This window comes from Rhodoflexus sp. (assembly GCF_053489755.1).
Genome location: NZ_JBRCHD010000007.1, coordinates 1 through 25,655 on the forward strand (window position 1 = coordinate 1; position 25,655 = coordinate 25,655).

General features: G+C 47.5%; 18 protein-coding genes. 11 read left to right on the top strand and 7 right to left on the bottom strand.

The features are described from left to right. The first annotated feature begins 728 nt into the window (after positions 1 to 728). The 5 genes from ACWIP2_RS00825 to ACWIP2_RS00845 all read left to right on the top strand — a co-directional run bounded on the left by ACWIP2_RS00825 (position 729) and on the right by ACWIP2_RS00845 (position 8,947). Positions 729 to 3,209, top strand: a complete 2,481-nt coding sequence (locus tag ACWIP2_RS00825) for a DNA translocase FtsK 4TM domain-containing protein (RefSeq protein ID WP_448517989.1) — start codon at positions 729 to 731, stop codon at positions 3,207 to 3,209. Positions 3,210 to 3,235: 26 nt separating this feature from the next. After that, positions 3,236 to 3,892 carry a LolA family protein gene (locus ACWIP2_RS00830; protein WP_448517990.1) on the top strand — a complete coding sequence of 219 codons (657 nt, stop codon included), beginning with the start codon at positions 3,236 to 3,238 and terminating at the stop codon, positions 3,890 to 3,892. Between the two features lie 2 nt (positions 3,893 to 3,894). Then, complete coding sequence (locus tag ACWIP2_RS00835; protein WP_448517991.1) at positions 3,895 to 4,233, top strand: translation initiation factor; 339 nt, start codon at positions 3,895 to 3,897, stop codon at positions 4,231 to 4,233. Then, positions 4,188 to 6,335 carry a hypothetical protein gene (locus ACWIP2_RS00840; protein ID WP_448517992.1) on the top strand — a complete coding sequence of 716 codons (2,148 nt, stop codon included), beginning with the start codon at positions 4,188 to 4,190 and terminating at the stop codon, positions 6,333 to 6,335. The genes ACWIP2_RS00835 and ACWIP2_RS00840 overlap by 46 nt, the downstream gene beginning before the upstream one ends. 101 nt (positions 6,336 to 6,436) lie before the next feature. Beyond that, positions 6,437 to 8,947: a DEAD/DEAH box helicase gene (locus ACWIP2_RS00845; protein ID WP_448517993.1), complete on the top strand. Its 2,511-nt coding sequence runs from the start codon at positions 6,437 to 6,439 to the stop codon at positions 8,945 to 8,947. Here the strand turns inward: ACWIP2_RS00845 and ACWIP2_RS00850 are convergent. The 3 genes from ACWIP2_RS00850 to ACWIP2_RS00860 form a co-directional block, all read right to left on the bottom strand. Then, complete coding sequence (locus tag ACWIP2_RS00850; protein ID WP_448517994.1) at positions 8,944 to 10,518, bottom strand: sodium:solute symporter family transporter; 1,575 nt, start codon at positions 10,516 to 10,518, stop codon at positions 8,944 to 8,946. The genes ACWIP2_RS00845 and ACWIP2_RS00850 overlap by 4 nt on opposite strands. Beyond that, complete coding sequence (locus ACWIP2_RS00855; protein WP_448517995.1) at positions 10,505 to 11,845, bottom strand: MGH1-like glycoside hydrolase domain-containing protein; 1,341 nt, start codon at positions 11,843 to 11,845, stop codon at positions 10,505 to 10,507. The genes ACWIP2_RS00850 and ACWIP2_RS00855 overlap by 14 nt, the downstream gene beginning before the upstream one ends. Before the next feature lie 119 nt (positions 11,846 to 11,964). Further along, on the bottom strand, positions 11,965 to 14,610 hold the full coding sequence (locus tag ACWIP2_RS00860; RefSeq protein ID WP_448517996.1) for a TonB-dependent receptor: 2,646 nt from the start codon (positions 14,608 to 14,610) through the stop codon (positions 11,965 to 11,967). Positions 14,611 to 14,758: 148 nt separating this feature from the next. On the opposite strand from ACWIP2_RS00860, the gene ACWIP2_RS00865 reads away from it, so the two are divergent. Next, positions 14,759 to 15,625 (top strand): AraC family transcriptional regulator, encoded by an 867-nt coding sequence (locus tag ACWIP2_RS00865; protein ID WP_448517997.1) that lies wholly within the window; start codon positions 14,759 to 14,761, stop codon positions 15,623 to 15,625. On the opposite strand, the gene ACWIP2_RS00870 is transcribed toward ACWIP2_RS00865, so the two are convergent. The 3 genes from ACWIP2_RS00870 to ACWIP2_RS00880 form a co-directional block, all read right to left on the bottom strand. Beyond that, positions 15,618 to 16,712 (bottom strand): glycerate kinase, encoded by a 1,095-nt coding sequence (locus tag ACWIP2_RS00870; protein WP_448517998.1) that lies wholly within the window; start codon positions 16,710 to 16,712, stop codon positions 15,618 to 15,620. The genes ACWIP2_RS00865 and ACWIP2_RS00870 overlap by 8 nt on opposite strands. A 25-nt stretch (positions 16,713 to 16,737) precedes the next feature. Further along, positions 16,738 to 17,937 (bottom strand): hypothetical protein, encoded by a 1,200-nt coding sequence (locus tag ACWIP2_RS00875; protein WP_448517999.1) that lies wholly within the window; start codon positions 17,935 to 17,937, stop codon positions 16,738 to 16,740. A gap of 466 nt (positions 17,938 to 18,403) precedes the next feature. Then, entirely contained in the window at positions 18,404 to 19,372 is a 969-nt protein-coding gene (locus tag ACWIP2_RS00880; RefSeq protein ID WP_448518000.1) for a pyridoxal-phosphate dependent enzyme, read from the bottom strand. Between the two features lie 148 nt (positions 19,373 to 19,520). On the opposite strand from ACWIP2_RS00880, the gene ACWIP2_RS00885 reads away from it, so the two are divergent. The 4 genes from ACWIP2_RS00885 to ACWIP2_RS00900 all read left to right on the top strand — a co-directional run bounded on the left by ACWIP2_RS00885 (position 19,521) and on the right by ACWIP2_RS00900 (position 24,661). After that, positions 19,521 to 20,993 (top strand): amidohydrolase, encoded by a 1,473-nt coding sequence (locus ACWIP2_RS00885; RefSeq protein WP_448518001.1) that lies wholly within the window; start codon positions 19,521 to 19,523, stop codon positions 20,991 to 20,993. A 364-nt stretch (positions 20,994 to 21,357) separates the two neighbouring features. Then, a complete protein-coding gene (locus tag ACWIP2_RS00890; RefSeq protein WP_448518002.1) occupies positions 21,358 to 22,971 on the top strand; it encodes a pyruvate dehydrogenase complex dihydrolipoamide acetyltransferase in 1,614 nt (537 codons plus the stop codon). An 82-nt stretch (positions 22,972 to 23,053) separates the two neighbouring features. Beyond that, positions 23,054 to 23,392 carry a tRNA-binding protein gene (locus ACWIP2_RS00895; protein WP_448518003.1) on the top strand — a complete coding sequence of 113 codons (339 nt, stop codon included), beginning with the start codon at positions 23,054 to 23,056 and terminating at the stop codon, positions 23,390 to 23,392. 60 nt (positions 23,393 to 23,452) lie between these two features. Then, positions 23,453 to 24,661 carry a DegT/DnrJ/EryC1/StrS family aminotransferase gene (locus ACWIP2_RS00900; RefSeq protein ID WP_448518004.1) on the top strand — a complete coding sequence of 403 codons (1,209 nt, stop codon included), beginning with the start codon at positions 23,453 to 23,455 and terminating at the stop codon, positions 24,659 to 24,661. Positions 24,662 to 24,798: 137 nt separating this feature from the next. On the opposite strand, the gene ACWIP2_RS00905 is transcribed toward ACWIP2_RS00900, so the two are convergent. Continuing rightward, a complete protein-coding gene (locus ACWIP2_RS00905) occupies positions 24,799 to 25,269 on the bottom strand; it encodes a nucleoside deaminase (protein ID WP_448518005.1) in 471 nt (156 codons plus the stop codon). A gap of 143 nt (positions 25,270 to 25,412) precedes the next feature. Here ACWIP2_RS00905 and ACWIP2_RS00910 point away from each other — a divergent pair. Continuing rightward, positions 25,413 to 25,655: transposase (locus ACWIP2_RS00910; protein WP_448518006.1), on the top strand; the 243-nt coding region annotated here is incomplete at its 3' end.

The window sequence follows — 25,655 nt, forward strand, 5'->3', positions numbered from 1 at the left end:
GAGAATCTCTCTCAATTTCGGGCTGCAAAAGTAATAAGCGTTTTTCTAACTTCCAAATACTTTGCAGCAACTTTTTAATCCTCTTTTTTCAATCGCATCTAACCCCCCGTCAGATTTCCCAATTTTGGGCTGCAAAAGTAATAAGCGTTTTTCTAACTTCCAAATACTTTGCAGCAACTTTTTAACCCTCTTTTTTCAATCGCATCTAACCCCCTGTCAGACTTCCCAGTTTCGGGCTGCAAAAGTAATAAACATCCCTTGATTTCAAAACTTACTTAAGAAAAAATGTTTTTTCAATCCTCAATCTCACTTAGCTATTTACTCAACTCCTCAATTGTAGGATGTTAAGATAAAATAAGGCACAAAAATTGTAAAAAAAACTCAAAAAAGTTGAGGGTTAGAACTTACTCATCTAAACTATAGCATACGTTCATTTCATATGCGATTAGAATTACAAAGTTAAGTAATAAATGCTTTAAAACCAAATTTTAATGAACTTTTTTATCCCATTTTGTCTCGTATCACCCGTGCGAGGGTATTCGATTAGGGACTGCAAAATTGGAGTGCGTAATCGAATTACGCAATACCCTCCCTAAAGTTTTTGCAATTATTTTTCCTTTGTCCATTACAAGCATAAGGAAAGATACGGCTAATTTCATGTTACTTATGTGATAAACAGTAACTTTGTCATTGTAATTAAAACAGTTCTCAAAATTACAATCTATCTGATGGCTGCCAAACGCAACTTATATAAAAAGAAAAGGAACAGTAGCTCAGCATCTTTGTTCAAGTTAAAGGATCTGACGGCCTTCTTGCAAGACAGGCGTTTCTTTATCACACTCGGGCTACTGATGATAGCATTCTCGATAGTATTGCTGCTTTCGTTTCTTTCCTACTTTTCTACGGGAGATGCTGACCAGAGTATTGTAGAGTCGTGGGACTCGTCGGGTGCGACTGCCCGCAACTGGTTAGGGCGGTTCGGTGCGATTCTATCTTATTACTTTATCTATCAATGGTTTGGCGTTGCATCCTTTTTGTTTGTTCCCATTTTTTTGAACGGCGGATGGCTGCTTGTATTCCAGCGCAGTTTATTCACAGGTTGGCAGTCTGCTAAGATTTTTACTTTCTTTCTATTTTGGTTGAGTACCTCTTTCGGCTACTTAGTGCTAATTACTGAATCTGAAAGCCAATACAGTTTTCTTTGCGGCGGTATTGGTTATGGACTTGCGCAAGGACTGTATAACTTTATGGGATGGGCAGTATTGCTGTTGCTCTTAATTGCATTTATTATATTCATGGTTTATAGCTTTGACTTAGATACGTTGCTGAACTTCCAGCAAAAAGCGCAGCAAACCGCACAACAGATCAAAAGCAAGGCTGCAGCAGCTACCGAAGATGTACGCAATAATTTCAATCCGGCAGAGGCAATTCTGAATAACCTGCGACAAGCTACTGCTCACAAGACATCCGGTTATGTGCCAAAGGAGTCTGAGCAATCGGCTCACCAGCCCCCTCAGTCTATGTTGCGGGGTGAAGTGATGTACGAAGATGAAGATTTTGACAATCCGAATGTTGCCACACCTTCTGTCCCTGTGCAGTCATCTCCTGTTTTTAGCATTGAAGACCCTACGGAATCTTCTGATACGTTTGCCGATCAGACTGAGGAAGACGAGTCGCTTATCAATGAGCCTGCCTATGTGCGCTTTGGCTTATACGATCATAAACTGGATCTTGGCTCCTATAAGTATCCTACGCCGGATCTGCTGGATCAGCCCGAAATCAGCAAGGTTCGTGTTACTAAAGAAGAGCTTGAGCAGAATAAAGATAGGATTGTAGAAACGCTGAGCAACTTCCGAATTGGCATCTCAAGCATTAAAGCTACGATTGGCCCGACAGTAACGCTGTATGAAATTGTACCACAGGCAGGCGTAAAGATTTCGCGCATAAAAACACTTGAAGATGATATTGCGCTCAGCCTATCGGCTTTGGGAATTCGTATCATTGCACCTATTCCCGGACGTGGTACGATTGGCATAGAGGTGCCGAATAAAAATCGCGAGATGGTTAGCATGAGTTCAATCATTACGCATGAAAAGTTTGTTAACAGCGATAAGGCATTACCAATTGTACTAGGTAAAACAATTTCAAATGAGGTATTTGTAACAGACTTGGCTAAAATGCCACACTTGTTGATGGCTGGCGCTACAGGACAGGGTAAATCGGTAGGATTAAACGTTATTCTTGCGTCCTTACTATATAAAAAGCATCCATCGGAGTTGAAATTTGTACTTGTTGATCCTAAAAAGGTAGAGCTGACACTGTTTAATCGCATTGAACGTCATTTTCTGGCGACGCTGCCCAATTCGGAAGAACCGATTATTACTGATACGCGAAAAGTTATCCATACGCTCAATTCTTTGTGTATTGAGATGGATGTGCGCTATAACTTGCTTAAAGATGCGGGTTGTCGAAATATTAAGGAGTACAACCATAAGTTTACCCACCGAATGCTCAATCCGCAGGAGGGACACCGCTTCCTGCCTTATATTGTATTGATTATTGACGAATTGGCAGACTTGATGATGACTGCGGGTAAAGAGGTAGAAACACCGATCGCTCGTCTGGCACAGTTGGCACGTGCGATTGGCATACACTTAGTAGTTGCTACGCAGCGTCCTTCGGTCAATGTTATCACGGGCATTATCAAAGCCAATTTTCCGGCACGCTTGTCGTTTAAGGTGTCTTCTCGGGTGGACAGTCGGACGATCTTGGATAGCAACGGTGCGGAGCAACTCGTTGGTCAGGGGGATATGTTGCTTTCTAACGGTTCGGATATTATCCGCCTCCAATGCGCTTTCATAGACACACACGAAGTAGAGCGAATTTGTGAATTTATTGGCGAGCAACGTGGATATGACACATCTTACTTGCTGCCTGAGTATGAAGACGAAGGGGCTGAGACCAAAACGGTAGATCTGAATAATCGCGACTCGATGTTTGAAGAAGCCGCCCGGTTGGTAGTGGCACACCAGCAGGGCAGCACCTCGCTCATCCAGCGGAAACTTAGCTTAGGCTATAATCGCGCCGGGCGCATCATGGATCAGTTAGAAGCGGCAGGAGTTGTAGGGCCTTTTGAAGGCAGCAAAGCACGCAAGGTTTTAATGCACGACGAACACGCTTTGGAACAATTATTGAAATCCTTACATTGACAATCAATTTTACTATTCGTGATTATATGAAGCAAATTTTCGCACTACTGTCTATTTGTCTGTATGTCTATATACCCACTGCTCTTGCCCAGAATAATACCCGCGACCCTAAAGCTGAGGCTATTCTAAATGCAATGAGCGATCGCTACAAGAAAATGAGCGCTTTCCGCGCCGATTTCAGCTATCAATTGCGCAGCCCGCAGGAAAAACTAGATGAAACTTTTACTGGAGTCATTACAGTCAAAGGCTCGAAGTTTCGCTTGAAATTAGGCAATCAGGAAGTGTATAATAATCAGACTACGGTTTGGACATATTCTAAGGAGGACAACGAAGTAACCATCACCGAATATGATCCGGAAAGCGGAGATATTAACCCTGCAGAGGTGTACAACATGTACAAAAAGGGCTTCAAGTACAACTACATGGAAGAGAAGAAGGAAAATGGCGAGGTATTCGATGTCATTGACCTGACACCCGACGACAAGAACCTGAACTACTTCAAGATCAGACTAACGATCAATAGGCGCACCCGCGATCTTAAAAGCTGGCAAATCTTTGAGAAGAACGGCCGACGCTCGCTATATACAATCAACAACTTTCAGCCCGATATTACTGTAGCCGATGCCTTTTTCAATTTTGACAAGACACAATACCCCAAAGTGGTAGAAGTTGATCTGCGTTAGTCATGGCAAAATCACATAAAAATCGTTTAGGCGTGGTTTTCAGTACCAACCCCGACTTTATTTACCAAACAGCGGACGAGCAGCAAGAAACGCTCCCCCCTGCACAGCAACAACTCAGACTACTCTTAGACCGCAAAAGAGCGGGGAAGATAGTAACCATCGTAGAGGGTTTTATAGGCAGTAACACCGATCTGGAAGCCTTAGGTAAAGCCCTGAAAACCAAATGCGGCGTAGGTGGTAGCGTAAAAGACGGTATTATTCTCATTCAAGGCGATTTTAGGGAAAAAATCTACGAATGGCTTCTCAAAGAAGGCTACAAGGTCAAAAAAACAGGTGGCTGATAGCGCTCCGATTCCTTTCTGCTGTTGTTGTAATAACGTTAGGTGCTATAGGCGTGCTGCAAGGGCAGCCGTCTGCTGCTAAAATTGCCTCATTCGAAGCGGCGATGAAAGCCTATAAAGCAAAAAAATATGCCGATGCAGTCTTTTTGTTAGAAAGTATGCTCACCGAACGCAAACAAGACGAGCAGGCTTTATACTACGCTGCTTTGTGCTACTTGCAACTGCAACAGGCAGGGACAGCCTACGACTACCTCAAGCTGATTTCTAAGGAACAAGCCGTTTTTATCGAGGATTATCATTATTGGCTCGGGCGTGCAGCCTACATGAACCACCGCTTTGAAGAAAGCAAAATAGCCACTAACACCTACCTGACACAGCGCGGAAGTAAGCGATTTGCTAAAGACGCTGCCACTATCCTGACTATGCTCGGATATGTAGACGAGTTGATGCGCAAACCTGTTACTTACGCAATTGAAAATATACAGGGGATCAACTCTGTTATTAATGAAAGCATACCTATCAGTTTTCCCAGCGGGCAGCGCCTGTGGTTCATCCGCAAGAGTAAGGGCAATGCAAACAAAACCATTGCCGAACGCGAAGGTTGGTTTCTTGTCCAAAAGCAAGACGGGGAATGGCGCAAGGTCAGTGAAAGCAATCAGGAAAAAAATGACCTTATCATTTTACAATGGGTAGATAGCGAACAAGCAATGCTGGCGCTGGGCGGCGGTAAACTATGGCTTGCCCAACTTACAGCCAATAACTGGCAGATCGTGCGCGAACTGAAAATACAGTTTATTGAAGCAAGCCGCCCATTGGCTGCTACGCTATACGATCAGAGTCGCAAGTTGATTTTTTCAGCTTTTAATCCGGAATCGGGTAGTTTAGACTTATTCTACACCGAACTCAAAGCCGACGGATCGTGGAGTTTCCCCTTTCCTATCGTAGAGATCAATAGTACCCGCGATGAGTTTGCCCCTTTTTTCGCTGCCGATAGCAAAACGCTGTATTTCAGTTCTAAAGGCTGGAACAGTATCGGCGGATTTGATATTTTCAAAACACAATACGACCCTGTCAAAAAGCACTGGAGTACACCTGAAAATGTAGGTTTCCCTATCAACTCAACGGGAGACGACTACTGGTTACAGATCTACGGCAACAAAGGCTTCCTTGCATCCAATCGCTCCGGGGGCATGGGCGGCGACGATATTTACCAGTTTTTCCCGATTGTCAAGGTGCTGCTGACAGGCAAAATCACCGGCAAACGCGGCGAACCACTTGCCAATACCCAGATCCAGTTTACTCATCCGGGTAAGACAGCCCAACTACGCACAGATGTAAACGGCAACTACAAAATAGAAATTCCTGTAGAAACTGACATTCAGCTCTGCGTATGGCAACAGGGTAAAATACAGTATCAGGAAAACTTCCGCATTACGGCAGAGGAAAGCAACGGAAAAACCGTACAGCGCAGTTTCAGCCTGCAAGCAGAAAAAACCATTGCGCAATCGTCAGAACAGATTACTGAAAATATATCTGACGCACAGGATGTTATATTTGTCATCAACGGTATTGTGAAGAGTGCCGAACGCAATCAACCCGTACGCGCAACAATTAAGCTAATTGATATCAACACCGCCCGCACTGTCAAATTCACCTCTACGGATGCCAACGGCAGATTCAACTTTTACTTAGATAAGCCGATTGATGCCTATTTCATAGAAGTAACTGCGCGGGGCTTTTTCTCGCACTGGCAACTGGGCGAGCAGATCGGTAAAGGCGAGTATAGCATCTTGCTCCAACCTATGAGCAACGAGACTAACTGGCAAATTCCTTCGATTGTTTTTGATAACCAAACCGACAAACTGAGCGAATCTTCCAGACCTGTATTAGATCGGATCAGTAGCTTCTTGCTGGAAAACGGCACCTTGCGCATGCAGATTAAATGCCCTGAAGGCAGTGCGCGGCTGGGCGAAAAACGCGCCGCTACGGTAATGGCGTACCTTGCCCAAAAAGGTGTATCGCCCGAAAGAATGATCGCGGGCAATCCAATCCCCAACTCTGCCACACGCGACAGAGGCATAGAACTCCAGATGCTTCCATAAGCGTATTTTTTGCTATCTTTTTGGCAAAATGGCCGATTCGGACAATGCTGGCAACTGCGCGCATATTCTTACACCAAATAAAAAATAACACGTCGGAATGGATGTTCCGACAGGGGCACGGGCTTTTTGCCAATGGTGCAGTCCAACTATTGTCCCAATCCGAGCAGGGTTTTCACTGGTTGGTAAAGGATTTATTTCAGGATACAGAAGTCAAAATCAGCATCGGTGAAACGGCTGTACAAAAGCAGTCCAACAATCAGGTGCAGGGCTGGGATGCGCCTGCCATTGCCGCGCTGATGGCTTCCATTGACCTGATGAGCAGACAGCAAACAATTGCGACACCTGCCAATAAGGGCATTCGCTATACTCAAGAAGGCATGGCAAAGCGCGTGCTGGCAGAGCGGAAAGACAAAGCGCAACAAGCTCATTATCAGCTAGAATTAGCTGCTAATCCCTTCGGCGAGCATCTGCTGCGCAACGAAAAAAATAAAGGCTACCGGATCACTTTCCGCGACTTTGCGAAGGAAATCGGCTACTGCTCGTGCCCTGATTATCAGGTAAATAAACTGGGAACATGCAAGCACCTGATGTTTGCTTTTGCAGCAGCCAAAAAACAGGGACTGCACGAGGCTGCAAAGGCGGAAATGTTTCCTTTTACCGAAATTTTCTTAGACCCGCTGAATCAGTACCGCATTACGGCAGCACTTGCTCCGACTGCTTCTGGCGAGGCGCGTACTTTGATAGCGCAATATTTCCCTACGCCTGCACTGCCCGATAAGGACTTATTCAACTTATTGCCATTTCTGGAAGCATCGGCGGCGCTAAAAGAAATCCTGATTCGCCCCGAAGTAACCGAAAAGCTAGAAACTGCCTTCAATCGCCGTGCGCTGGCGGAACTGCAAGCACAACACCAACAAGTTCCAGCATCTTTAATCAAGACAGAACTATTTGATTATCAGCGACAAGGTATTTTATTTGCCACTTTCCGCGAAGCTGCCATCATTGCCGATGAGATGGGATTGGGCAAAACCGCACAGGCAATAGGCGCTGCCCTTTTCAAAAAGCAGTTACTTGGCTTTAAGCGTACACTGATTGTTTGCCCTGCCCCACTCAAACAGCAATGGAAACAGGAAATTGAGCGATTCACGGGCGAAACCGCGCTCATTGCCGATGGTTCTCCCGAAAAACGCATGGCGGTTTACGGCAGCTCCTCCGCATTTTTTGTTATTGTCAATTATGAATTGTTGCTGAAAGATGTCGGTTATTTTACGCGCAACAGCGCCTTTGCACCTGATTTGCTGATTGTGGACGAGGCGCAGCGCATCAAAAATTTTGCTACACAAACCGCGCAGGCGCTCAAAAAAATTCAGCGCAAACACACGCTCGCCCTTACCGGAACGCCAATTGAAAATCGCCTGATAGATCTTTATTCTATCGTAGAATTCATAGATCCGCGTTTTCTTGCGCCGCTGTGGGAGTTTTCGTACCGCTATTGCTTTTTTGATGAAAAACAGCGCAACAAAATCACAGGTTACTACAACCTGCACGAGCTGCACGAGCGACTGAAACCCATTCTGCTGCGCCGCACCAAAGCCGATGTACTGGACGAACTGCCCGAAGTGAGCGAGGTGCATGTGCCCGTAACGCTGCACGAGCAACAGCAACAGTACCACAACGAATTTGCGCAGGGCGTTGCCGCTATCTTGGGCAAAAAACTCATTACTCCATTTGACAATCAGAAACTTACACAACTGCTTGCCAAAATGCGCATGGCTTGTAACTCTACTTTTCTGATTGACAAAGAAACCAATCATTCCCCCAAACTGGCGGAATTGCGGCACATCCTGCTTGAAAAATTGGACATCCTGCACCAGCCGCGCAAGGTGATTATTTTTTCTGAATGGATGCGCATGGGCGATTTAATCGGCAAGATGTTGCTTGACTATGGTATTGGCTTTACGGAACTGAACAGCTATGTGCCCGTTCGCCGCAGAGAGGAAGTTATTAACCGCTTTGCGGACGATGCGACTTGCAAAGTATTACTTTGTACCGACGTAGGCAGCGCCGGGCTGAACCTCCAAATGGCTGACACGGTCATCAACTTTGAATTGCCTTGGAACCCTGCCAAAAAGTTGCAGCGCATCGGCAGGATAGACCGCATCGGACAACAGCGACAACACCTGACAGTTATCAATCTTTATGCGGAAAACAGCATTGAGGAAAAAATTGCAAGTGGACTGTTGCTCAAGCAAAACCTGATAGAGGGCGTGCTGGGCGAAGGCGCTACACCCGACTCGGTGGATTTATCTGCCGAAGGGCGCAGCCATTTTCTGGAACAGTTAGCCGCATCGCTCGGCGACCTCTTGCCGCAGCAGGAACTTGCACCGACTACCCCTGTAACAGCAGAAGAGGACAGCGCCGCCGCTACCTTCTCCCTTATTGCCGATGAAAAGCTCCGCCAAGTGCTGCAAAGCGGCGTGGATTTCCTCAGCAATATGCTGAAAATCACCACCGGAGCGGAAGTTATCGCCTCAGAAAATTACTTTGAAACCCATCCCGAAACAGGCGAAATTGTGCTGCGGTTCAAGGTAAAGCCGCAGCACAAAGTCTAAATCTGTAACCATTTCCATAAATCGGGCATCAGGTAAGCAAATGACACCATTATCGCGAAAAATGTAAGCAGCAGAGTGGCATACAACCAATCTGTTTGCGTAATCAGTACATAGGCCGGTGTATGAGAGGGTTCTGGCTGTACCAGACTGACAACAAGCGCCGTAACAACTGCAACTAAAAATCCGATCAGGTTCCACCAAAACCAAAATACCTGTGGTACAAATAGCCAGAGGTAAAGATTACAAGCTACTCCTACAATTAGTCCGACGTTAGCGCCTGTTCCGTTAATGCGCTTCAGCAATACAGCACAACAAAAGACTGCCAGAATAGGTCCATAAAACACCGAACCGATTTTATTGATTGCCTCAATCACTGTGTCGGCAATATTACCAACGAAAAATGCTGAACCTACACAGATTACGCCCCAGAAAAGCGAAGTATTTCTTGAAATCTGCACGTAGCGCTCGGGGGTAATCTGCCTGTTGCGAACAATCAAATCTTCTACCGTAGTAGCGCTGATAGAATTTACGGCAGAACTCACCGAAGACATCGCGGCGGCGAAAATGGCTACGATGAGCAACCCGGTAATACCCGGCGGCAAAAAATCGCGAATAAAAACGGGCATCATCAAGTCGGGCTTATTAGCAGGAATTTTTGCAAGAAATGCAGCATCATTAAGGGCAAGCGTACCAATAATCAACCCCATTACACAATAAGTAAGCGTAATTGGGAAACGGATAAATCCGTTGCTAATCAGGATATTACGCACATCGTTCAGGTTTTTGCCCGACAACATGCGCTGTGCTTGACTCTGATCAGTACCATAATAGGAAGCATAGAGAAAAAAGCCCCCCAGCACCATCGGCCAGAAGCCGAAATCATCATTTTTTTGCAAGCTAAGTGATGAAAAATTGATTACCTGTAGGCGGCTCTCATCTACCTTTTCAACAAAGACCTGCCAGCCTCCGATATGCATCAGCCCATAGCCAATGCAGATAAATAAGCCGATGATCAGTATGCCCATTTGTATCACATCGCCAATCACAACGGCTTTCATACCCCCTTGATAGGCATAGATAAGGGTAATTACCCCTACCATGAGAATTGTCAGTTCTACTGAAATATCCGTAACACCGTTGAGAATAAGGGCGACCATATAAATACCCACACCGGTTGCCAGCGCCCTGCTGATTTGGAAGACAATACTGATGAGCGTCCTTGTAAAACTGCCAAATCGCTGTTCCAGAAAGGCATAAATACTAAGCACATTGGCACGATACAGCGGGGGAACGACAAAAAGCATGAGGAATATCATAGCCAAAGGGACAGCAAATTCAAAAGTCAGCCACTTCATTCCACCTCCGGCTTTCATGCCGACAAATGCCGGAGCGGATACAAAGGAAATAGCAGAAAGTTGTGTAGCCGCACAACTGATAGTCAGTGTAAACCAGCCCAGCGAGCGCCCTCCGAGAAAATAAGAACTGCCATCCTTTTGCTGTTTAAAAAGATAGCCTAACCCAAGCATCCCTATTAGGTAGATGGCTATGATGAGGTAATCAAGCGCTTCCATAGGCATCCAGTAGGTCAAGCGCCACGGCAGAAGTCCATGAAAAATCGCCACCGCCATAACCTTTAGTCAATTGGTCGGAAAGATTTTTTCGCGGGTCAAAATATTCATAAAATCCATATTGCTCCAACAGTTCCAACAAATCGGTTGCCAGCCTTGCAGCAAGTACATCATAACCATAGCGATGCAAACCTTTGCTCAGCAACCAGTTCATCTGCGGCCACACAGGGCCCTGCCAGTATTTTTTAGGGTTAAACAGGGCATGATCGGGGTCAAAACTCGGACAAAGCCAGTAAGGTTGACTGCGCCCGGAAGCGAGCTCCTCCATGTACCGAGCAATTGCCGCAGCCCTATCGCAGGTCGGTGAACCTCCGAAAAGCGCACAAAGCCCGCCTATTTCGGGCATTTCTATCAACTCGCCCGCCACCATGTCGTAGCTGCAATATGTTTGTATTCTATCAGACCACAATTTACTCTCAAAAGCGGTTTTACTTTTTTGCTGCCATTGTACGACATCGTCTACGGGCAAGCCATACGTCTTTCCAAGATTGATGAGCGCCTCGTTAGAACGGATTAGAAGCGCATTGAACATAGCATCCTGAATCAGGAAAGGGCTTTCGCGGGCAATTCGTTTGCCATCGTAACCGCACTTTTTGCCTATGTCTATCAGGTACACATACCTGTCGTAGTCAAAAGAGGTCGGTCGTTCTTCAGGATTGGCAATTGTGTTATCGATTCTGCGATAAGGCGGAATATCTTGCGGTGTAAGTTGGATTCTTTGCAGTGCAGGTGTCCATAGCGGGCTGTTATCTCTGCCCGTTTCCCAAGGATGATAGATAAAAACCAATCCCTCGCCACTTGGGTCTCTGTCTGCGTATAAATTGGCATGAAGCGCCTTGATTCTGGGAAAAAGCCAGTGAAAAAAAGCGGTTTTCTCAGTGCTTTCGGGTAGCCGCTCCATCAGAATTTCCAACACAAATCCGTGTACGGGCGGCTGTGTAATACCTGAAGTGCGGATACTGGGCGGTTTTTCAGGAATATTATCCGTTCCCCAAAACTCGTAGTTGGGGAAATAGTCTTTTTTGGTAACATCGTGAAAAACGATGTGCGGCAACATGCCGTTGCTCCATTGTGCCTCAAACAGGCTTCTCATTTCTGCCATTGCAAAGTCGGGGCGAAATAAGCTAAACCCAATGGCTACAAAACCCGAATCCCAGTTCCATTGGAAAGGATACAAGCGATTGCTGGGAACGCTGTAGCTGCCTTTCCAATTACCCAGAAGGGTGGCTTTGGCTTTTCCAGCAATTTCATCTCTGATCATTGTCATCATGGTTATTTTCCATATTAAGCGATTGGGAATTGAATAGATTTTGTCCATGTGAAGCAGCCGGACGGGAGTCCGACTGTACAAAAGGACAAACACGCACACATGTCTCTTTGGACAGTTGCTTAGAAGTCAAAGCGTGCGCGAATAAAGAAACGACGAGGCAATTCGGGACGACCTACAAAAAACTCACCAACCGCCTGTCCGTCGCCCAAACGGGGCGAACCTTCTGTAATACCTGCCGTGTTGAACAGATTAAAAACAGCCACACCTAGCCGGGCAGTATTTTTTCCCTGATTCATCCTGAATTTGTAGCCGGCATCTAAACGCCAGATGTTGTATGGGTCAAGTTCAATATTGTTGAGGTTGTTAGTAAACTTTCTGCCCATGTAATTAACCGTTAGCGCGCCATCAATCGTATTATTGTCATAATAAAGACCACCCATAGCCATTGTGCGCGGCTGACGTTGCAACCAGTTGCCTACTAAATCAGGATTGGGCTCAAATTCAGTCAGTTCGTGGAACTGATAAGTAAAGTTGCCCATGAATGAGAAAGTTTTGGTGAAAAAATAGCTCCATGTTGCTTCTACGCCTACGGTTCGGGTGCTTGTCAGAAATACGCGCTCATCTACTGAGCCATCGGGTTGGTTAAGAAACTCGACCTGTCTTCTGTTAGACAGTCCAACATAGTAGGCGGCAACTGTTCCGCTAAACTTTGACTTACTGATTTTAGCGCCAATTTCACCCTGATTGATTCGCTCAGGAGTATATGTTTCGGGATTGCCGTCGGCTCTGAAACGCATACCGCGCAGTTCGGGGAAGAAATAACCGTTGGAATAGTTGCCGTACAGGCTAATATCGTCGGACAGTTTATACACAGCGCCCAACGCGATCGCAAGAGCCGAGGTGCTTACCCTTCCCTGCTGCCAAACGCCTGCGCCCCAGACAACATTCCTCAGGTTGGCACCAATATTTGCAGCATTATCCATCAGATAGGAAGCTGTGCGCTCGTAGCTCAAATTACCGACTGCATTTTCATAGCGCAACCCTACGTCAAAGTTCAGACGATCGCCTTTAATTTCATTCGTCAGATAAACTGCCTGCTTGCCGCTGGAAATAATACGATTGACATAGCCGATACCTCTGCCGCTGATGCCACCAACCGTATGATTGATTACATTACCTGCTGCGTCTCTGTAAGTCATGTTTACTAATCGCGGCACGTTGTTAAACTCTCCTAAAAAACGGGTAGTAACATTGAAATCCGTTGCAGTCGTGCGCGTTAGGAAAGTTCCCAAAGTGATGTTGTGACTCCACTTATCGCCCTCAATTTGTTTGGTAACATTAAACTCCCCCGTCAGTTCATTGAGCGGGCGAATCCTATCTAGTACCCTGTTTTCAAAAAGTCGGGCGTTGGCAGGCAATGGACGGCCGTTATCTACAAATGTAAATACAGGATTGGAAGCGCCAGCAGGCATCACACGTGTGGCATAGGCTGCCTGACTTTCCACAGAGACATTGCCTGCACCAGGGCCATCGAGGAAAAGATTGAACTCGTGGTTATAGCGCGAGTAGCGGATTTTACCATCAAACTCAAAGTTGTTGCCCAAATCGTATTGATAGCGTGTCATTACATAGCCCCCTCTGGTCTTAGAACCGTTGCGGATAGGGCTTTGAAAAAATCCACCCGGAGTGCGGTAACCCAAATCCGCAGCATGAACAGACTGCAAGGTAAATACTGTACTGCCATCATTGCCTGTTGCACGTGAGCGGTCAGCGCCGTTGAGCGGCAGCGGCAGATAGAACTGAGCCACATCATCAATGAACTGACCTGATATAGTCAAAGCAGAACGGTCAGTTAGTTTTTTTATGTTCGCTCTGAGTTGTATCCCTTCTGACGGCAATTCTGTAAAAATTGGCCCTTCATCGTAGCGATAAGTACCGGAAATCGCATAGTACAGGCGCTGGCTGTCTGAAACTTTACCGGTATTCAAAAAATCTACCTTGTAACGACCGCCATTTGCCCACTCTAACTGTACTGCATTTTCAGGATTTTCAGAACCTGTCTTACTCTCGTAGTTGATAATACCGGCAACAGAACCGGCGCCAAAAAGTGTTGAGATACCGCCACGCACAAATTCCAGATTCTGCATCCCTAAGTCGTTGCGAAAATATACATCATGTGCAGAACTGTTCAAACCAAAAGTACTTAGCACAGGCATCCCATCAATTTGTATGGGGGTAAACTGATACTGTCCGCCCGAAGGCAAGCCCCTGACGAAAACGTTGGAAGCAACCTCTCCTCCGCCGCCTTCTGCCGTAATACCGGGAATTGTGCGTAATATATCAGCTTGGCTATTAGCGGCGAGTTGCTGTAGTCTTTTGCCACTAATCACCGACAAAGACATCGGCGTTTCCATTTGCGTTCGCGTTGCAAAGGTGCTGGTTACAACAATGGTCTGTAGTTCGGAAGCCATTTCGCTCAGCGATACATTCAATTCCTGCTCACGCCCTGCTTCTACCGTTACATCCAGTATTTTTTCACCATAGCCCAACAGGCGAAAAGCGATGCGGTATTTACCCGCAGGCAGTTGCAGTGTATAATTACCCTCCAGATCGGTAACTGTACCCTTACTGGTTTTGGGTACAAATATCGTAGCGCCGTTTAGCGCCTCCCCATCGGTATCGGTTACTTTACCCTTCACCGTACCGTCCTGTGCCTGTGCGGATAGCAGCCAAAGGCAGCCAAGCGCCGCAAGTAGATGTCTCATTTTCATATTTTTTACTATTTGTGAGTTACAAAAAAACATCTAAGCAGCGACGATAGTTTGTAAGCGAACTGTCTATTAATTGGCTTATATTTCGCATTTTATGGACTATATTGCAGCTTAGCTATAACTAACTAAAAGTATCCTGCAAATGAAGCCAGATTTTGAAAATATCCCCTATGAACCGGGCAACAGTTTCCTGCTGCGCACTATCTGCCGGCAAAGCCGTACATCCATGAAAGGCGCATGGCACTTTCACCCTGAAATAGAAATTTGTTATACCCTGAAAAGCAAAGGCAAGCGGTTCGTAGGAGTAGATATTGATAATTATGAAGAGGGTGATTTAGTGCTGCTCGGTTCGGAACTCCCTCACTGTTGGATCACGGATGAGGAAACAGAGCAAATTGTTATTCAGTTTAAAGATGATTTTCTGGGTAAGGATTTTTTCAGTGCTTCAGAGTTCAAAGAAGTGAATAGACTATTGCAAGAGGCGGCAGGTGGCTTGCAATTCTCCAAAGAAACTTCTCTTGTTGTTGGCGAGCGCATCGTTCGCATGCTAACGCAAAATAGTTTCCAACGGCTGTTAAGTCTGTTTGAGATATTGCATTTGCTTGCTCAAGCCCCCAAGGTTACGGTACTCAGTCAGAATATTGGCGCTAAACGGTCGTACACACATGTTTCCAAAAAAATACAAAAAATATATGCCTTTATCCTTGAGCACATGACAGGCGATTTGACATTGGAAGCCACTGCTGAACACATCGGTATGACGAAGACCACTTTGTGTTATTTCCTGAAAAATAATACAGGCAAATCCTTTTCTAACATTGTGAACGATATGAGAGTAGCTCATGCGGCGCGATTGCTGCAAGATACCGACATGAACGTGCAAGAGGTTTGCTACCAGTCGGGCTATAATGATCCGTCTTATTTCTATCGGGTATTTCAGGCGCGTATTGGGGTTTCACCACGCAAATACAAGCTCCGATTTCAAACAGAGCAGAAAAATATCATTTGATAGATGCAGCCATCTGCTCAAATTGTTGGCGGGCAACAGATATAACATCTGCCGCCCCAAAATCCAGCGGAGGCAGTACATATACATCGTCAAAACCACTGTTTGCCAGCTCCGCCGCGCTGCCGGAACTGATCAGGCTGATGCGCTTGCCGTACTTTTTGGCTAAGAGCAACAGCGCATGGCAGCCCTTGCCGCTTTCCGACTGGAAGTCGTAGCGACCTTCGCCCGTAATAATCCAATCGCTTTGGGCAATGAGGCGCTCCATTTGTACCGCCTCAAAAAAATAGGCCGAGCCGCTAACCATTTCCACATCGTAGAATGTAGATAAGCCCATTGCAATACCTCCTGCCGCCCCGAATGTAGGTTTATCCATCAACGAGGGGTTAATTTGCTGCAATAAACTGAAAATTCGCGCTGCATTTGCTGTAAAATATTGTATATCAGCTGCTTGTAATCCTTTTTGCGGTGCAAAAACAGGAATTGCGCCCTGTTCGCCAAAAAACGGATTGTCCACATCGCAAAGGCAGGTGATTTTTCCGACGGGCTGTAAATGTTCCGCCGAAAACGCGGCGATGCGCTCCAACCATCGGTAGCTAAAAGGCGCTATTAACTGATGATCAGCATCATAGAGTTTAAGTCCCAGCGCTTGCAAAATGCCCAGCCCCATATCTACCGAAGCGCTGCCGCCCAGTCCAAGGGCGATATGTTGCGCTCCCTGCCGAACGGCATCGGCTATCAGTTGCCCCGTACCGAAAGTGGAAGCGCTCCAAACGTCCCGTTCATTAGGCGCAAGGTGGCGAATGCCCGAAGCCGATGAGACATCGGTACAAACTGTATTGGTAGGTGCGTCATAGTAATACGTAGCAATGATTGCGCGTCCGCGTGCATCCGTTGCCGATACGCTGTGCGGCTGCCATTGCAGATTTTTTCCCAGTAGGCGGCAAGTACCATCGCCGCCGTCAGCTATCGGGCAGCATACGATTTTCGCCTGCGGATACCGCTGTTGCAAGATTTCCGCTACAATTTTCGCGGCATCATCGGCTTCAATAGTACCTTTAAAGGCATTCGGAGCGATCAAAATTTGCATAAACACCAGCTTTTCAAATAAAAACCTATCGCTCGAAAAAACCAATCGTACCACCTACCCAAGTCATGCCTTTATTGAAATCTACGCCCATCATTTTGCCCTTGCTGAGGCGCACCAGATTGGTCAGCAGTTCCATTTTACCGCCTACATTGACAAACAGCAAACGCACCTCCGCTTTGGCGGGGTAGTCTAAGGTTTCTATCACAGGCTCGTAGTTCACTTTGCGCATCAGGATGTAGTTGCTGCGCTCGCTGTCGGGAATTGCATCAATATCGGCGCGGCTGACATCGAACCTCACCCCTGCTCCTGCAAAAGAGAACAGCGGCTTAAGCACGTAGTTTTCCAAATCTGCGGGAATAGCAGTCAATTCATGCAAAAAGTAAGTTTTGGGTACATAGGGGCTATCAAGGAAAGGCAGCGTAAACTTACTCATCTTGAAAAACCAGTTCGGATGCCCTGCCCATTGCACGTCTAACGCATCGGTAAAATTGAAGTGCAGCGGCAGATCGGTGCGCTGGCTCAACTCATCGAAAATGACGCGGTTATAGATGCGCTCGATCCAGATTTTTTTACCGTCCTGTTCGTAGTATAGCTTTTTGCCGTCTTTTCGCACAGCAGTAATACAAACCGATTTGATACCCAGAAAATGCTCGGTGCAGGCAAAATCAATACGGGTTTTCTGCTTTTCAGGCATGATTTCCAGCAAGATCGTACTTTCGGGCGCAGCATCTGCCACAATCGCACGGCGCAGTTTTTCAAGGTATAGATCCTCGTTTTGCTGTAACTCGGCAGGGAAAAAATGCGTGAGATGAGCCGGCAATTCATAGTGTTTCTTGAACATCCCTGCAATAAAATGCTGAAAGGCAAATAACGACGGAAATCCTTGCAGTTCAATCAGTTGCGGCATCAACTCGCCCTCTGCATCCTTGCCGATTGCAAAATCAATGGCGGCGAAATCGGGCATTTCGGTATCGTTGGGCACCAATAAATGCGGCGGAATAGCACGGTGCATTTCGCGGCGGTAAACTTCGCTATTCACCTGCTGCCAAACGGCATCTCCCGCATCTTCTAAACGCTGCTTGAGCGCCGGAGAAATAAAAATAGGCGTTTCGCAAATCTTAAAAGCCACTTCGAAACCAAACTGCGCATTGATATCGGCAAGCATGGCATTGTAACGGGCTTCGGTAAAGTTTTGGTTGAATATCTGGCGATAGGGGGAAAACATAGCAATAAATTCGGTTAATGGCTTTCTTGTGTAGGAAGCTAAGGTAGCAGTTTTTTTAAAAATCCGAATTTTTAGCTGTTTTAGTGATGCCTGATTCAGGCTATTTTTTACCGTGCAACAAAACTGATACTAATACCACTATGAATTGTATGCTGTGTAACCGATGCTGTCCAGAAAAGCCACATGTAGCACAGACTTCAGTCTGTAGTCGTCTGACTATCAAGTACTTAAACGATCACAGACTAAAGCCTATGTTACTTTTTGGACAGCCTCTCAATATCTGTAGTATAATCATTGCCCTCTTCGGTTACTCCATTGGGAGCTTCGCAAATTACTTGTATAACTCATACGGTGCAGAAAAAAGGGGGGTAGGGTTGATTTTAGTGTTACCAATAATCCCTACGAGATAAAAACCGCATGGTAGATGATTCATTTCAGCATAATAGTACGATAATCCGCGCAAATATTACTGCTCATACTGCGCAAAAAACACGTCTAAATCTACATTGCCGCCGGTCAAAATCAGCCCGATACGTTTGCCCTGCAACGCTTCGGGGCGGTTTTGCAGCAGCACGGCAAGCGGCAGCGAACAGGATGGCTCAATTACAATTTTAAGGCGCTCCCAAATTAAGCGCATGGCTTTGACAATCCATTGCTCATCGGCGAGCAGAATATCGGCCACGTGTTCGCGGATGATGCTAAAAGTTTTGTCGCCCAGCGAGGTGCGCAAGCCGTCGGCAATCGTATTAGGATTGACCGAGGGGATGATGTACCCCGCGTGGAATGACCTGTGCGCATCGTCGGCGTTGCGGGGTTCTGCACCCAGCACGGTGGTTTGCGGCGAAAAGTAATGGGCAGCAAGCGCAGTGCCGCTCAGCAGCCCGCCACCACCACAGGGCGCGATGATGTAGTCCAAATGCTCTGTCTGCTGCAAGAGTTCATAGCCACAACTTGCTTGCCCCGCGATGGTGCGGTAGTCGTTGTAGGGCGGAATGAACTCCGCACCCGTTTCGGCGACCACCTGCGCGAGCGTGTCTTCGCGTGCCTGCAAAGTCGGTTCGCAGAAAATAATTTGCCCGCCTGCTGCCTTCGTGCCTTCTATTTTGGATGTGGGCGCATTGGAAGGCATGACCACATAGGCAGGTATGCCGCGTAGTTGAGCAGCTTTTGCCATCGCCTGCGCGTGGTTGCCCGAAGAATGCGTGGCTACTCCCTTTGTCGCCACCTCATCGGAAAGCGAAAAGACGGCATTCGTAGCTCCGCGCATTTTAAAAGAACCTGTGCGCTGGAAGTTTTCGCATTTAAAAAACAGTTCTGCCCCCGCCAGTTCGTTGAGTGAATGGCTGGTCAGTACAGGAGTCCGGTGAATATATGGCTTGATGCGCGCTACTGCGGCTTCTATCGTGGTTTTGTCGGGTTTATTCATGGGTTTCATTGGGTGTTTAAAATCAAGAACCGCAATGTACGCAGAGGTTAAAATCACAAAGTTCGCTAAGATAATTCATTGCGTGCTCTGCGGTAAACCTTTGCGCTCTTGGCGGTAAAAATTAATTCGCTAAATTTGGTCAAACACCAATTCAGACATGACCACTATGAGAAAAACCATCACTGTAATTGCTCTTTGCCTGCTGTACAGCTTGCCGTCGGTTGTTGCGCAGGACAGAAAGTCAATGAACACCAAAGACCGGGACAAAGTCGCCATCTGGAATCAATTAGACAAAAAATTCCCCGAATACTCACAAGTCGCCCGCGACATTTGGTCGTTTGCCGAGTTGGGCTATCAGGAACAGAAAAGCGCCGCCCTGTTGCAAAGCAAACTGAGCGAAGCGGGCTTTAAAGTTGAAAGCGGAGTAGCGGGTTTGCCAACTTCTTTTGTGGCTACCTATGGCTCAAGCGGCCCTGTCATCGGCATTCTGGCAGAGTTTGACGCGCTGCCGAGCCTTTCGCAAGACACAGTGCCCTATCGCAAACCAATCATAGAAGGCGGCAGCGGACACGGTTGCGGGCATAATTTATTTGGAACGGCATCGGTTGCGGCTGCCATCGCCCTGAAAGATCACCTGCTCAAAACGGGACAGGCGGGGACAATAAAACTCTTTGGAACGCCTGCCGAAGAAGGCGGCGCAGGTAAAGTTTTCATGGCACGTGAAGGTTGTTTCAATGGGGTGGATGTTGTACTGCACTGGCATCCGGGCGCAGTCAATGCTGCTAACCCTGAAAGTTGCTTGGCCATGATTAGCGGCACTTTCCGATTCTACGGGCAAACCGCCCACGCCGCAGGCAGCCCCGAGCGAGGGCGCTCTGCCTTAGACGGGCTGGAAGCGATGAACTACATGGTCAACCTGATGCGCGAACACATACCGCAGGAAGCCCGCATCCATTACGTCATTAAGAATGGTGGAGTGGCTGCCAACGTAGTTCCCGACTATGCAGAGGCGGAGTATATCGTGCGCCTGCCCGATCACAACGCTACGATGGAACTTTGGGAGCGCGTCATCAAAGCCGCCGAAGGAGCAGCAATAGGCACAGGCACAACCGTTAAATACAACATTGACGCAGCGCACATGGGGCTGCTGCCGAATGAAACGCTTGCTTCTGTGATGCACAGTAATCTAAGCAAGGTAGGCGGAGTAAAATACAACGCCGCCGAACTTTCCTTTGCCGAACAACTGCGCACAACAATGGGCAAAAACTTGCCCCCGATGAAATTTGCCGAAGAAATTCAGCCGTTTAAGCAGTCATTTTTCCCTGCCTCTACCGACGTAGGCGACATTAGCTGGTTGGTACCTACCACAGGGCTTTCAACTGCCACATGGGTACCCGGAACGGCAGCGCATACTTGGCAGGCAACAGCCGCCGATGGCATGGGAATCGGTATGAAAGGCATGTTAAACGCCGCCAAAACTATTGCCGCCACAGGTCTGGATCTGCTCAACAACCCCGCGCTGATAGAAAAAGCCAAAGCCGAAATGCAAAGCCGTCGCGGCGCTAACTTTGAATACAAGGCAATGATTGGCGATATCAAGCCGCCTTTGGACTACCGCAAGGGATTGTAAGATTGGGGGTTTCGCGGAGTTGTTCGTGGGCGACGTGCAACGGGACACGAACAACAGGAATTTATCCACTGCCGTGGCTCGTGTGTGTCCTCACGAGCTACTTAAACCAACTTGTCGTTCGTGGAGACACGAACAACGGATAAGGATTTTAGGCGGATGGCACAGGTTTGCGCTGATTTGTTCAATTCAAATCTGCATTCATCGGCCAAATCTGCCAAAATCCGCATCCTAACGTTTTGAACGAACAACGGCAGCAAAGAATTTTTAACCTTGCGGTTTCCTCTTTGGCTGCAATGCCGTATTTTTGGACTCCTTCTGAACAACCGTTGCATCAAAAGATTATACAAAGCACAATATAAATCATATGGCTGAAATTCTTCGTATGCCAAAAATGAGTGATACGATGACCGAAGGTGTCATCGCCTCATGGCTCAAAAAAGTAGGAGACAAGGTAAAATCGGGTGATATTCTGGCTGAGGTAGAAACCGACAAGGCTACGATGGAGCTGGAAAGCTACTATGACGGTGTACTGTTGCACATTGGCGTACAGGAGAAACAAGCCGTACCGGTAGATGGTGTAATTGCCATTATCGGCGAACCGGGCGAAGATATCAATGCTATTTTGGCGCAATTAGGTAACTCCTCTGCTGCTCCTGCAACTGCGGCAGCCATTGCCGAGTCTGTGGCTGTTGCCGCACCTGCTGCCAAAGTAAATGCCACCGTTATCCGAATGCCAAAAATGAGCGATACAATGACCGAAGGAGTAATTGCTTCCTGGCAGAAAAAAGTTGGCGACAAAGTAAAATCAGGCGATATTCTGGCAGAGGTAGAAACTGACAAAGCCACGATGGAGTTGGAAAGTTATGAAGACGGAACACTACTTTATATTGGTGTGGAGGCCGGTCAGTCTGTGCCTGTGGATGGCATCATCGCTATCATCGGCGAAGCGGGCGCTGACTATCAGGCGTTGCTCAACCAGCCAACCGCCCCTGAGCAATCCGCAGTTGCCGCTGTTGAAACCGTTCCCACACCTGTAACGACTGCTGCCGCTGCTCCTGTTGCACAGCCTGCTGCCGGCACAGGCGACAAATCTTCCGATAGCGGAAGAATCAAAGCCTCGCCGCTGGCAAAACGCCTTGCTAAAGAAAAAGGACTGGACATTGCCCAAATCAAAGGTTCGGGCGAGAACGGTCGTATTGTGAAGCGCGATGTGGAGGCTTTCGTACCCGCTGCTACGCCTGCTCAAAGCGCCGCAGCGCCTGTTGCAATGCCGCAGCGCATGGCAGCTGCCTACGAAGAAAGTTTTACGGAATTGCCTGTCAATCAGATGCGCAAGACCATTGCCCGTCGGCTGAGCGAAAGCGCCTTCACTGCCCCGCATTTCTTCCTGACCGTAGAAATCAATATGGACAAGGCGATGGCAGCCCGCCAAAGCATGAACGAAGTCGCACCTGTAAAGATTTCATTCAACGACATGGTTATTAAGGCATGTGCCATGGCGCTGCGCAAGCACCCGATGGTCAATGCCTCTTGGCTGGGCGATAAAATCCGCGTGAATCACCACGTAAACATCGGTGTTGCCGTTGCTGTAGAAGATGGTTTGCTGGTGCCTGTGGTGCGTTTTGCAGATACAAAATCGCTCGCTGAAATTTCTGCCGAAGTGAAAGACCTCAGCAACAAAGCCAAAAATAAGAAACTGCAACCCGCTGATTGGGCAGGAAATACTTTCTCTATTTCCAATTTGGGCATGTTTGGCATTGAAGAGTTTACCTCTATTATCAACCAGCCCGACTCTTGCATTTTGTCGGTAGGCGCTATCCGCCAAGTGCCCGTAGTTGCCGATGGTCAAATCCGCATTGGCAATGTGATGAAAGTAACGCTTGCCTGCGACCATCGCGTAGTAGATGGCGCAACAGGCGCAGCATTCCTGCAAACTCTCGTCCGGCTGATGGAAGACCCTGTTCGGATGCTGGTTTAATTGGACGTTATATCCTAAAAATATGTGTAGAGGCGTTGCGTGCAACGTCTCTACGTGTTTTACCAGTTCATCAAAAAATTCTATGCAAGCCATGCTAACATGGGAAGACTTTGAGAAAGTCGAAATGCGCGTCGGGACGATCATCGCCGCAGATGATTTCCCTAAGGCTCGAAAACCTGCCTACCAACTGCAAATTGACTTTGGCGAATTGGGTATTCGCAAAAGTTCGGCGCAGATTACCCGGCGCTATACAAAAGAGGAACTCATTGGCAAACAAGTAGTTGCGGTCGTCAATTTTCCACCTAAACAGATCGCGGATTTTAGGTCGGAATGCCTTGTGCTGGGCGTTGTGGACGGCAGCGGCGATGTGATCTTGCTGCGCCCCGATGCGCCTGCTGCCAACGGTCAGAAAATAGCATAGTTCTGCACCTAAAACAGTAATTTTGCGCCTAAAAATTGTGTATCTAACCCCATTGAAACCATGCCAGGCTCAGAACTGATCGGCGCAGAAGAGCGCAAAGAGATTAACGATGTATTGGAGACAGGTATTCTGTTCCGCTATAACCACGACGAACAACGCAAAGGACACTGGAAAGCCAAAACTTTTGAACAGGAACTGGCAAAATTCACAGGTGCAGCATACGCGCTGATGTGTTCGAGCGGTACAACAGCCGTTGCGCTTTGCATGGCTGCCTGCGGCTTGGGCATGGGCGATGAGGTGCTGGTGCCGCCGTTCACCTACATTGCAACCGTTGAAGGTGTATTACTGGGGGGCGCTGTGCCTAAATTTGTAGATATTGACGAAACCTTGTGCCTCAGCCCTGACGCTATTCGCGCAGCGATTACGCCTAAAACCAAGGCGATTGTATTGGTACATATGTGCGGTGCGATGGCAAAAATTGATGAAATCGTGCAGATTTGCGAAGAACACAACCTCATCCTGATCGAGGACTCGGCGCAGGCATTGGGCGCTTCCTTCAAAGGCAAAATGCTTGGCACTTTCGGCAAGGTAGGCGCATATTCTTTCGATTTTTTCAAGATTATTACCGCAGGTGAAGGCGGTGCAGTGGTTACTAACGACCGGCAAATTTACCTGAACGCCGACATGTTCAGCGATCACGGACACGACCACATCGGCAACAACCGCGGGATGGAAGGGCATCCTGTTTTGGGTACAAACTTCCGCACAAGTGAGCTACACGCAGCTGTTGCGCTGGCGCAGCTTCGCAAAATTGACTATATCCTCGCCCAACAGCGCAAGCACAAGAAAAAGTTAAAGGAAACGCTGGCGCAATTCCCTGAAATTACTTTCCGCTATTTGCCTGACCCTGAGGGAGACTCGGCGACTTTCCTGTCGTTTTTCCTGCCTGATGAGGAAACTGCCCGCCGCGTGGTGAAGGCTTTTGCAGAAAACGGTATCGGTGGTATTCAGTATTGGTACGACAACCACTTCCACTATATCCGCAACTGGGAGCACCTGCGCGGCATGAAAACCCTGTTCAAAATTCCGGCGCAAACGATGGAGTGCCCGCAGGACTATGCTACCGTGCAGTTCCCTGCTACCGATGCAATCATGCAGCGCCTGATTTCAATGGTTGTGCGCATCACCTGGACAGAGGAAGAGCTGAACGCCCTGTGCGAAAAACTTACCGAGGTACTCAGCGGCGTACTCAGCAAGCAGACGGCCTAGTGCTTTGCAATATTTTAGAACACTGAATAGGGCAGGTTGCGCAGATTTTCACAGTTTTTTTGAATCAAAACCAGCGTTTGTCTGTGTGATCTGCCTCAATCAGTGTACACCTCAATTTTTGGATCTCGTACTGATTGTTAATACGGAATCTTCTGTACCGATTTTTCCCAGAGGTCGAAGGAAATTCGGGCTTCTTCGGGAAGCAGGCGCAACATGCGGATACTGCGCTGGTCTATCGGCTTTTCCAATTCTTCGTAGATAAACTGGTCGCTGAACCCGATGCGGTGCGCGTCGTGGCGATCGTTGGCATAGTAAACAACAGGGATGCGCGCCCAGTAAATCGCACCAAGACACATGGGGCAGGGTTCGCAACTGGTGAACAGCACGCAGTCTTCCAAACTGAAATTGCCGATGCGCTCACAAGCCAGCCGGATGGCAGACACTTCGGCGTGGGCGGTCGGGTCGTTGAGTTGCGTTACGCGGTTGCCCGATTCGCCAATGATTTCGCCATTGCGCACAACGACCGCCCCAAAAGGGCCGCCTAATCCTTTGGTAACATTTTCGCTCGCCAGTTCAATGGCGCGGCGCATGAATGGTTCTATGTTCATGGGGTAAGTAGGTAAAATATACTAGAAGCTATCTCAAAACTCAATTTTGCGTATTGATGTTATAGAAGTGAGCTTTATTTGATTATCTATGGATCTAACAGATATGCAGTGGGAGCGCGTATCGGTTGTCTTTGAGCAACCTTATGCAGGAACTGGTCGTCCACGCAGAGATGCCAGAGAAGTACTCTGGCGGGATTCTTTGGGTGCTGCGAACAGGTGCAGCATGGAAAGATTTGCCGGACAGGTATCCGCCCTATCAAACCTGCCATCGCCGCTATCAGCAATGGGTAAGAGAAGGGGCGATGGATATGGTGCTTCACAGCCTGGCTCAGGATCTATTAGATCGTGGACAAATAGATGTAAGGGAATGTTTCATCGATGGTTCT

Coding starts and splice junctions, on each gene's coding strand:
- ACWIP2_RS00825 (WP_448517989.1), top strand. CDS start 729: ATGGCTGCCAAACGCAACTTATATAAAAAGAAAAGGAACAGTAGCTCA.
- ACWIP2_RS00830 (WP_448517990.1), top strand. CDS start 3,236: ATGAAGCAAATTTTCGCACTACTGTCTATTTGTCTGTATGTCTATATA.
- ACWIP2_RS00835 (WP_448517991.1), top strand. CDS start 3,895: ATGGCAAAATCACATAAAAATCGTTTAGGCGTGGTTTTCAGTACCAAC.
- ACWIP2_RS00840 (WP_448517992.1), top strand. CDS start 4,188: ATGGCTTCTCAAAGAAGGCTACAAGGTCAAAAAAACAGGTGGCTGATA.
- ACWIP2_RS00845 (WP_448517993.1), top strand. CDS start 6,437: ATGTTCCGACAGGGGCACGGGCTTTTTGCCAATGGTGCAGTCCAACTA.
- ACWIP2_RS00850 (WP_448517994.1), bottom strand. CDS start 10,518: ATGGAAGCGCTTGATTACCTCATCATAGCCATCTACCTAATAGGGATG.
- ACWIP2_RS00855 (WP_448517995.1), bottom strand. CDS start 11,845: ATGATGACAATGATCAGAGATGAAATTGCTGGAAAAGCCAAAGCCACC.
- ACWIP2_RS00860 (WP_448517996.1), bottom strand. CDS start 14,610: ATGAGACATCTACTTGCGGCGCTTGGCTGCCTTTGGCTGCTATCCGCA.
- ACWIP2_RS00865 (WP_448517997.1), top strand. CDS start 14,759: ATGAAGCCAGATTTTGAAAATATCCCCTATGAACCGGGCAACAGTTTC.
- ACWIP2_RS00870 (WP_448517998.1), bottom strand. CDS start 16,712: ATGCAAATTTTGATCGCTCCGAATGCCTTTAAAGGTACTATTGAAGCC.
- ACWIP2_RS00875 (WP_448517999.1), bottom strand. CDS start 17,937: ATGTTTTCCCCCTATCGCCAGATATTCAACCAAAACTTTACCGAAGCC.
- ACWIP2_RS00880 (WP_448518000.1), bottom strand. CDS start 19,372: ATGAAACCCATGAATAAACCCGACAAAACCACGATAGAAGCCGCAGTA.
- ACWIP2_RS00885 (WP_448518001.1), top strand. CDS start 19,521: ATGACCACTATGAGAAAAACCATCACTGTAATTGCTCTTTGCCTGCTG.
- ACWIP2_RS00890 (WP_448518002.1), top strand. CDS start 21,358: ATGGCTGAAATTCTTCGTATGCCAAAAATGAGTGATACGATGACCGAA.
- ACWIP2_RS00895 (WP_448518003.1), top strand. CDS start 23,054: ATGCAAGCCATGCTAACATGGGAAGACTTTGAGAAAGTCGAAATGCGC.
- ACWIP2_RS00900 (WP_448518004.1), top strand. CDS start 23,453: ATGCCAGGCTCAGAACTGATCGGCGCAGAAGAGCGCAAAGAGATTAAC.
- ACWIP2_RS00905 (WP_448518005.1), bottom strand. CDS start 25,269: ATGAACATAGAACCATTCATGCGCCGCGCCATTGAACTGGCGAGCGAA.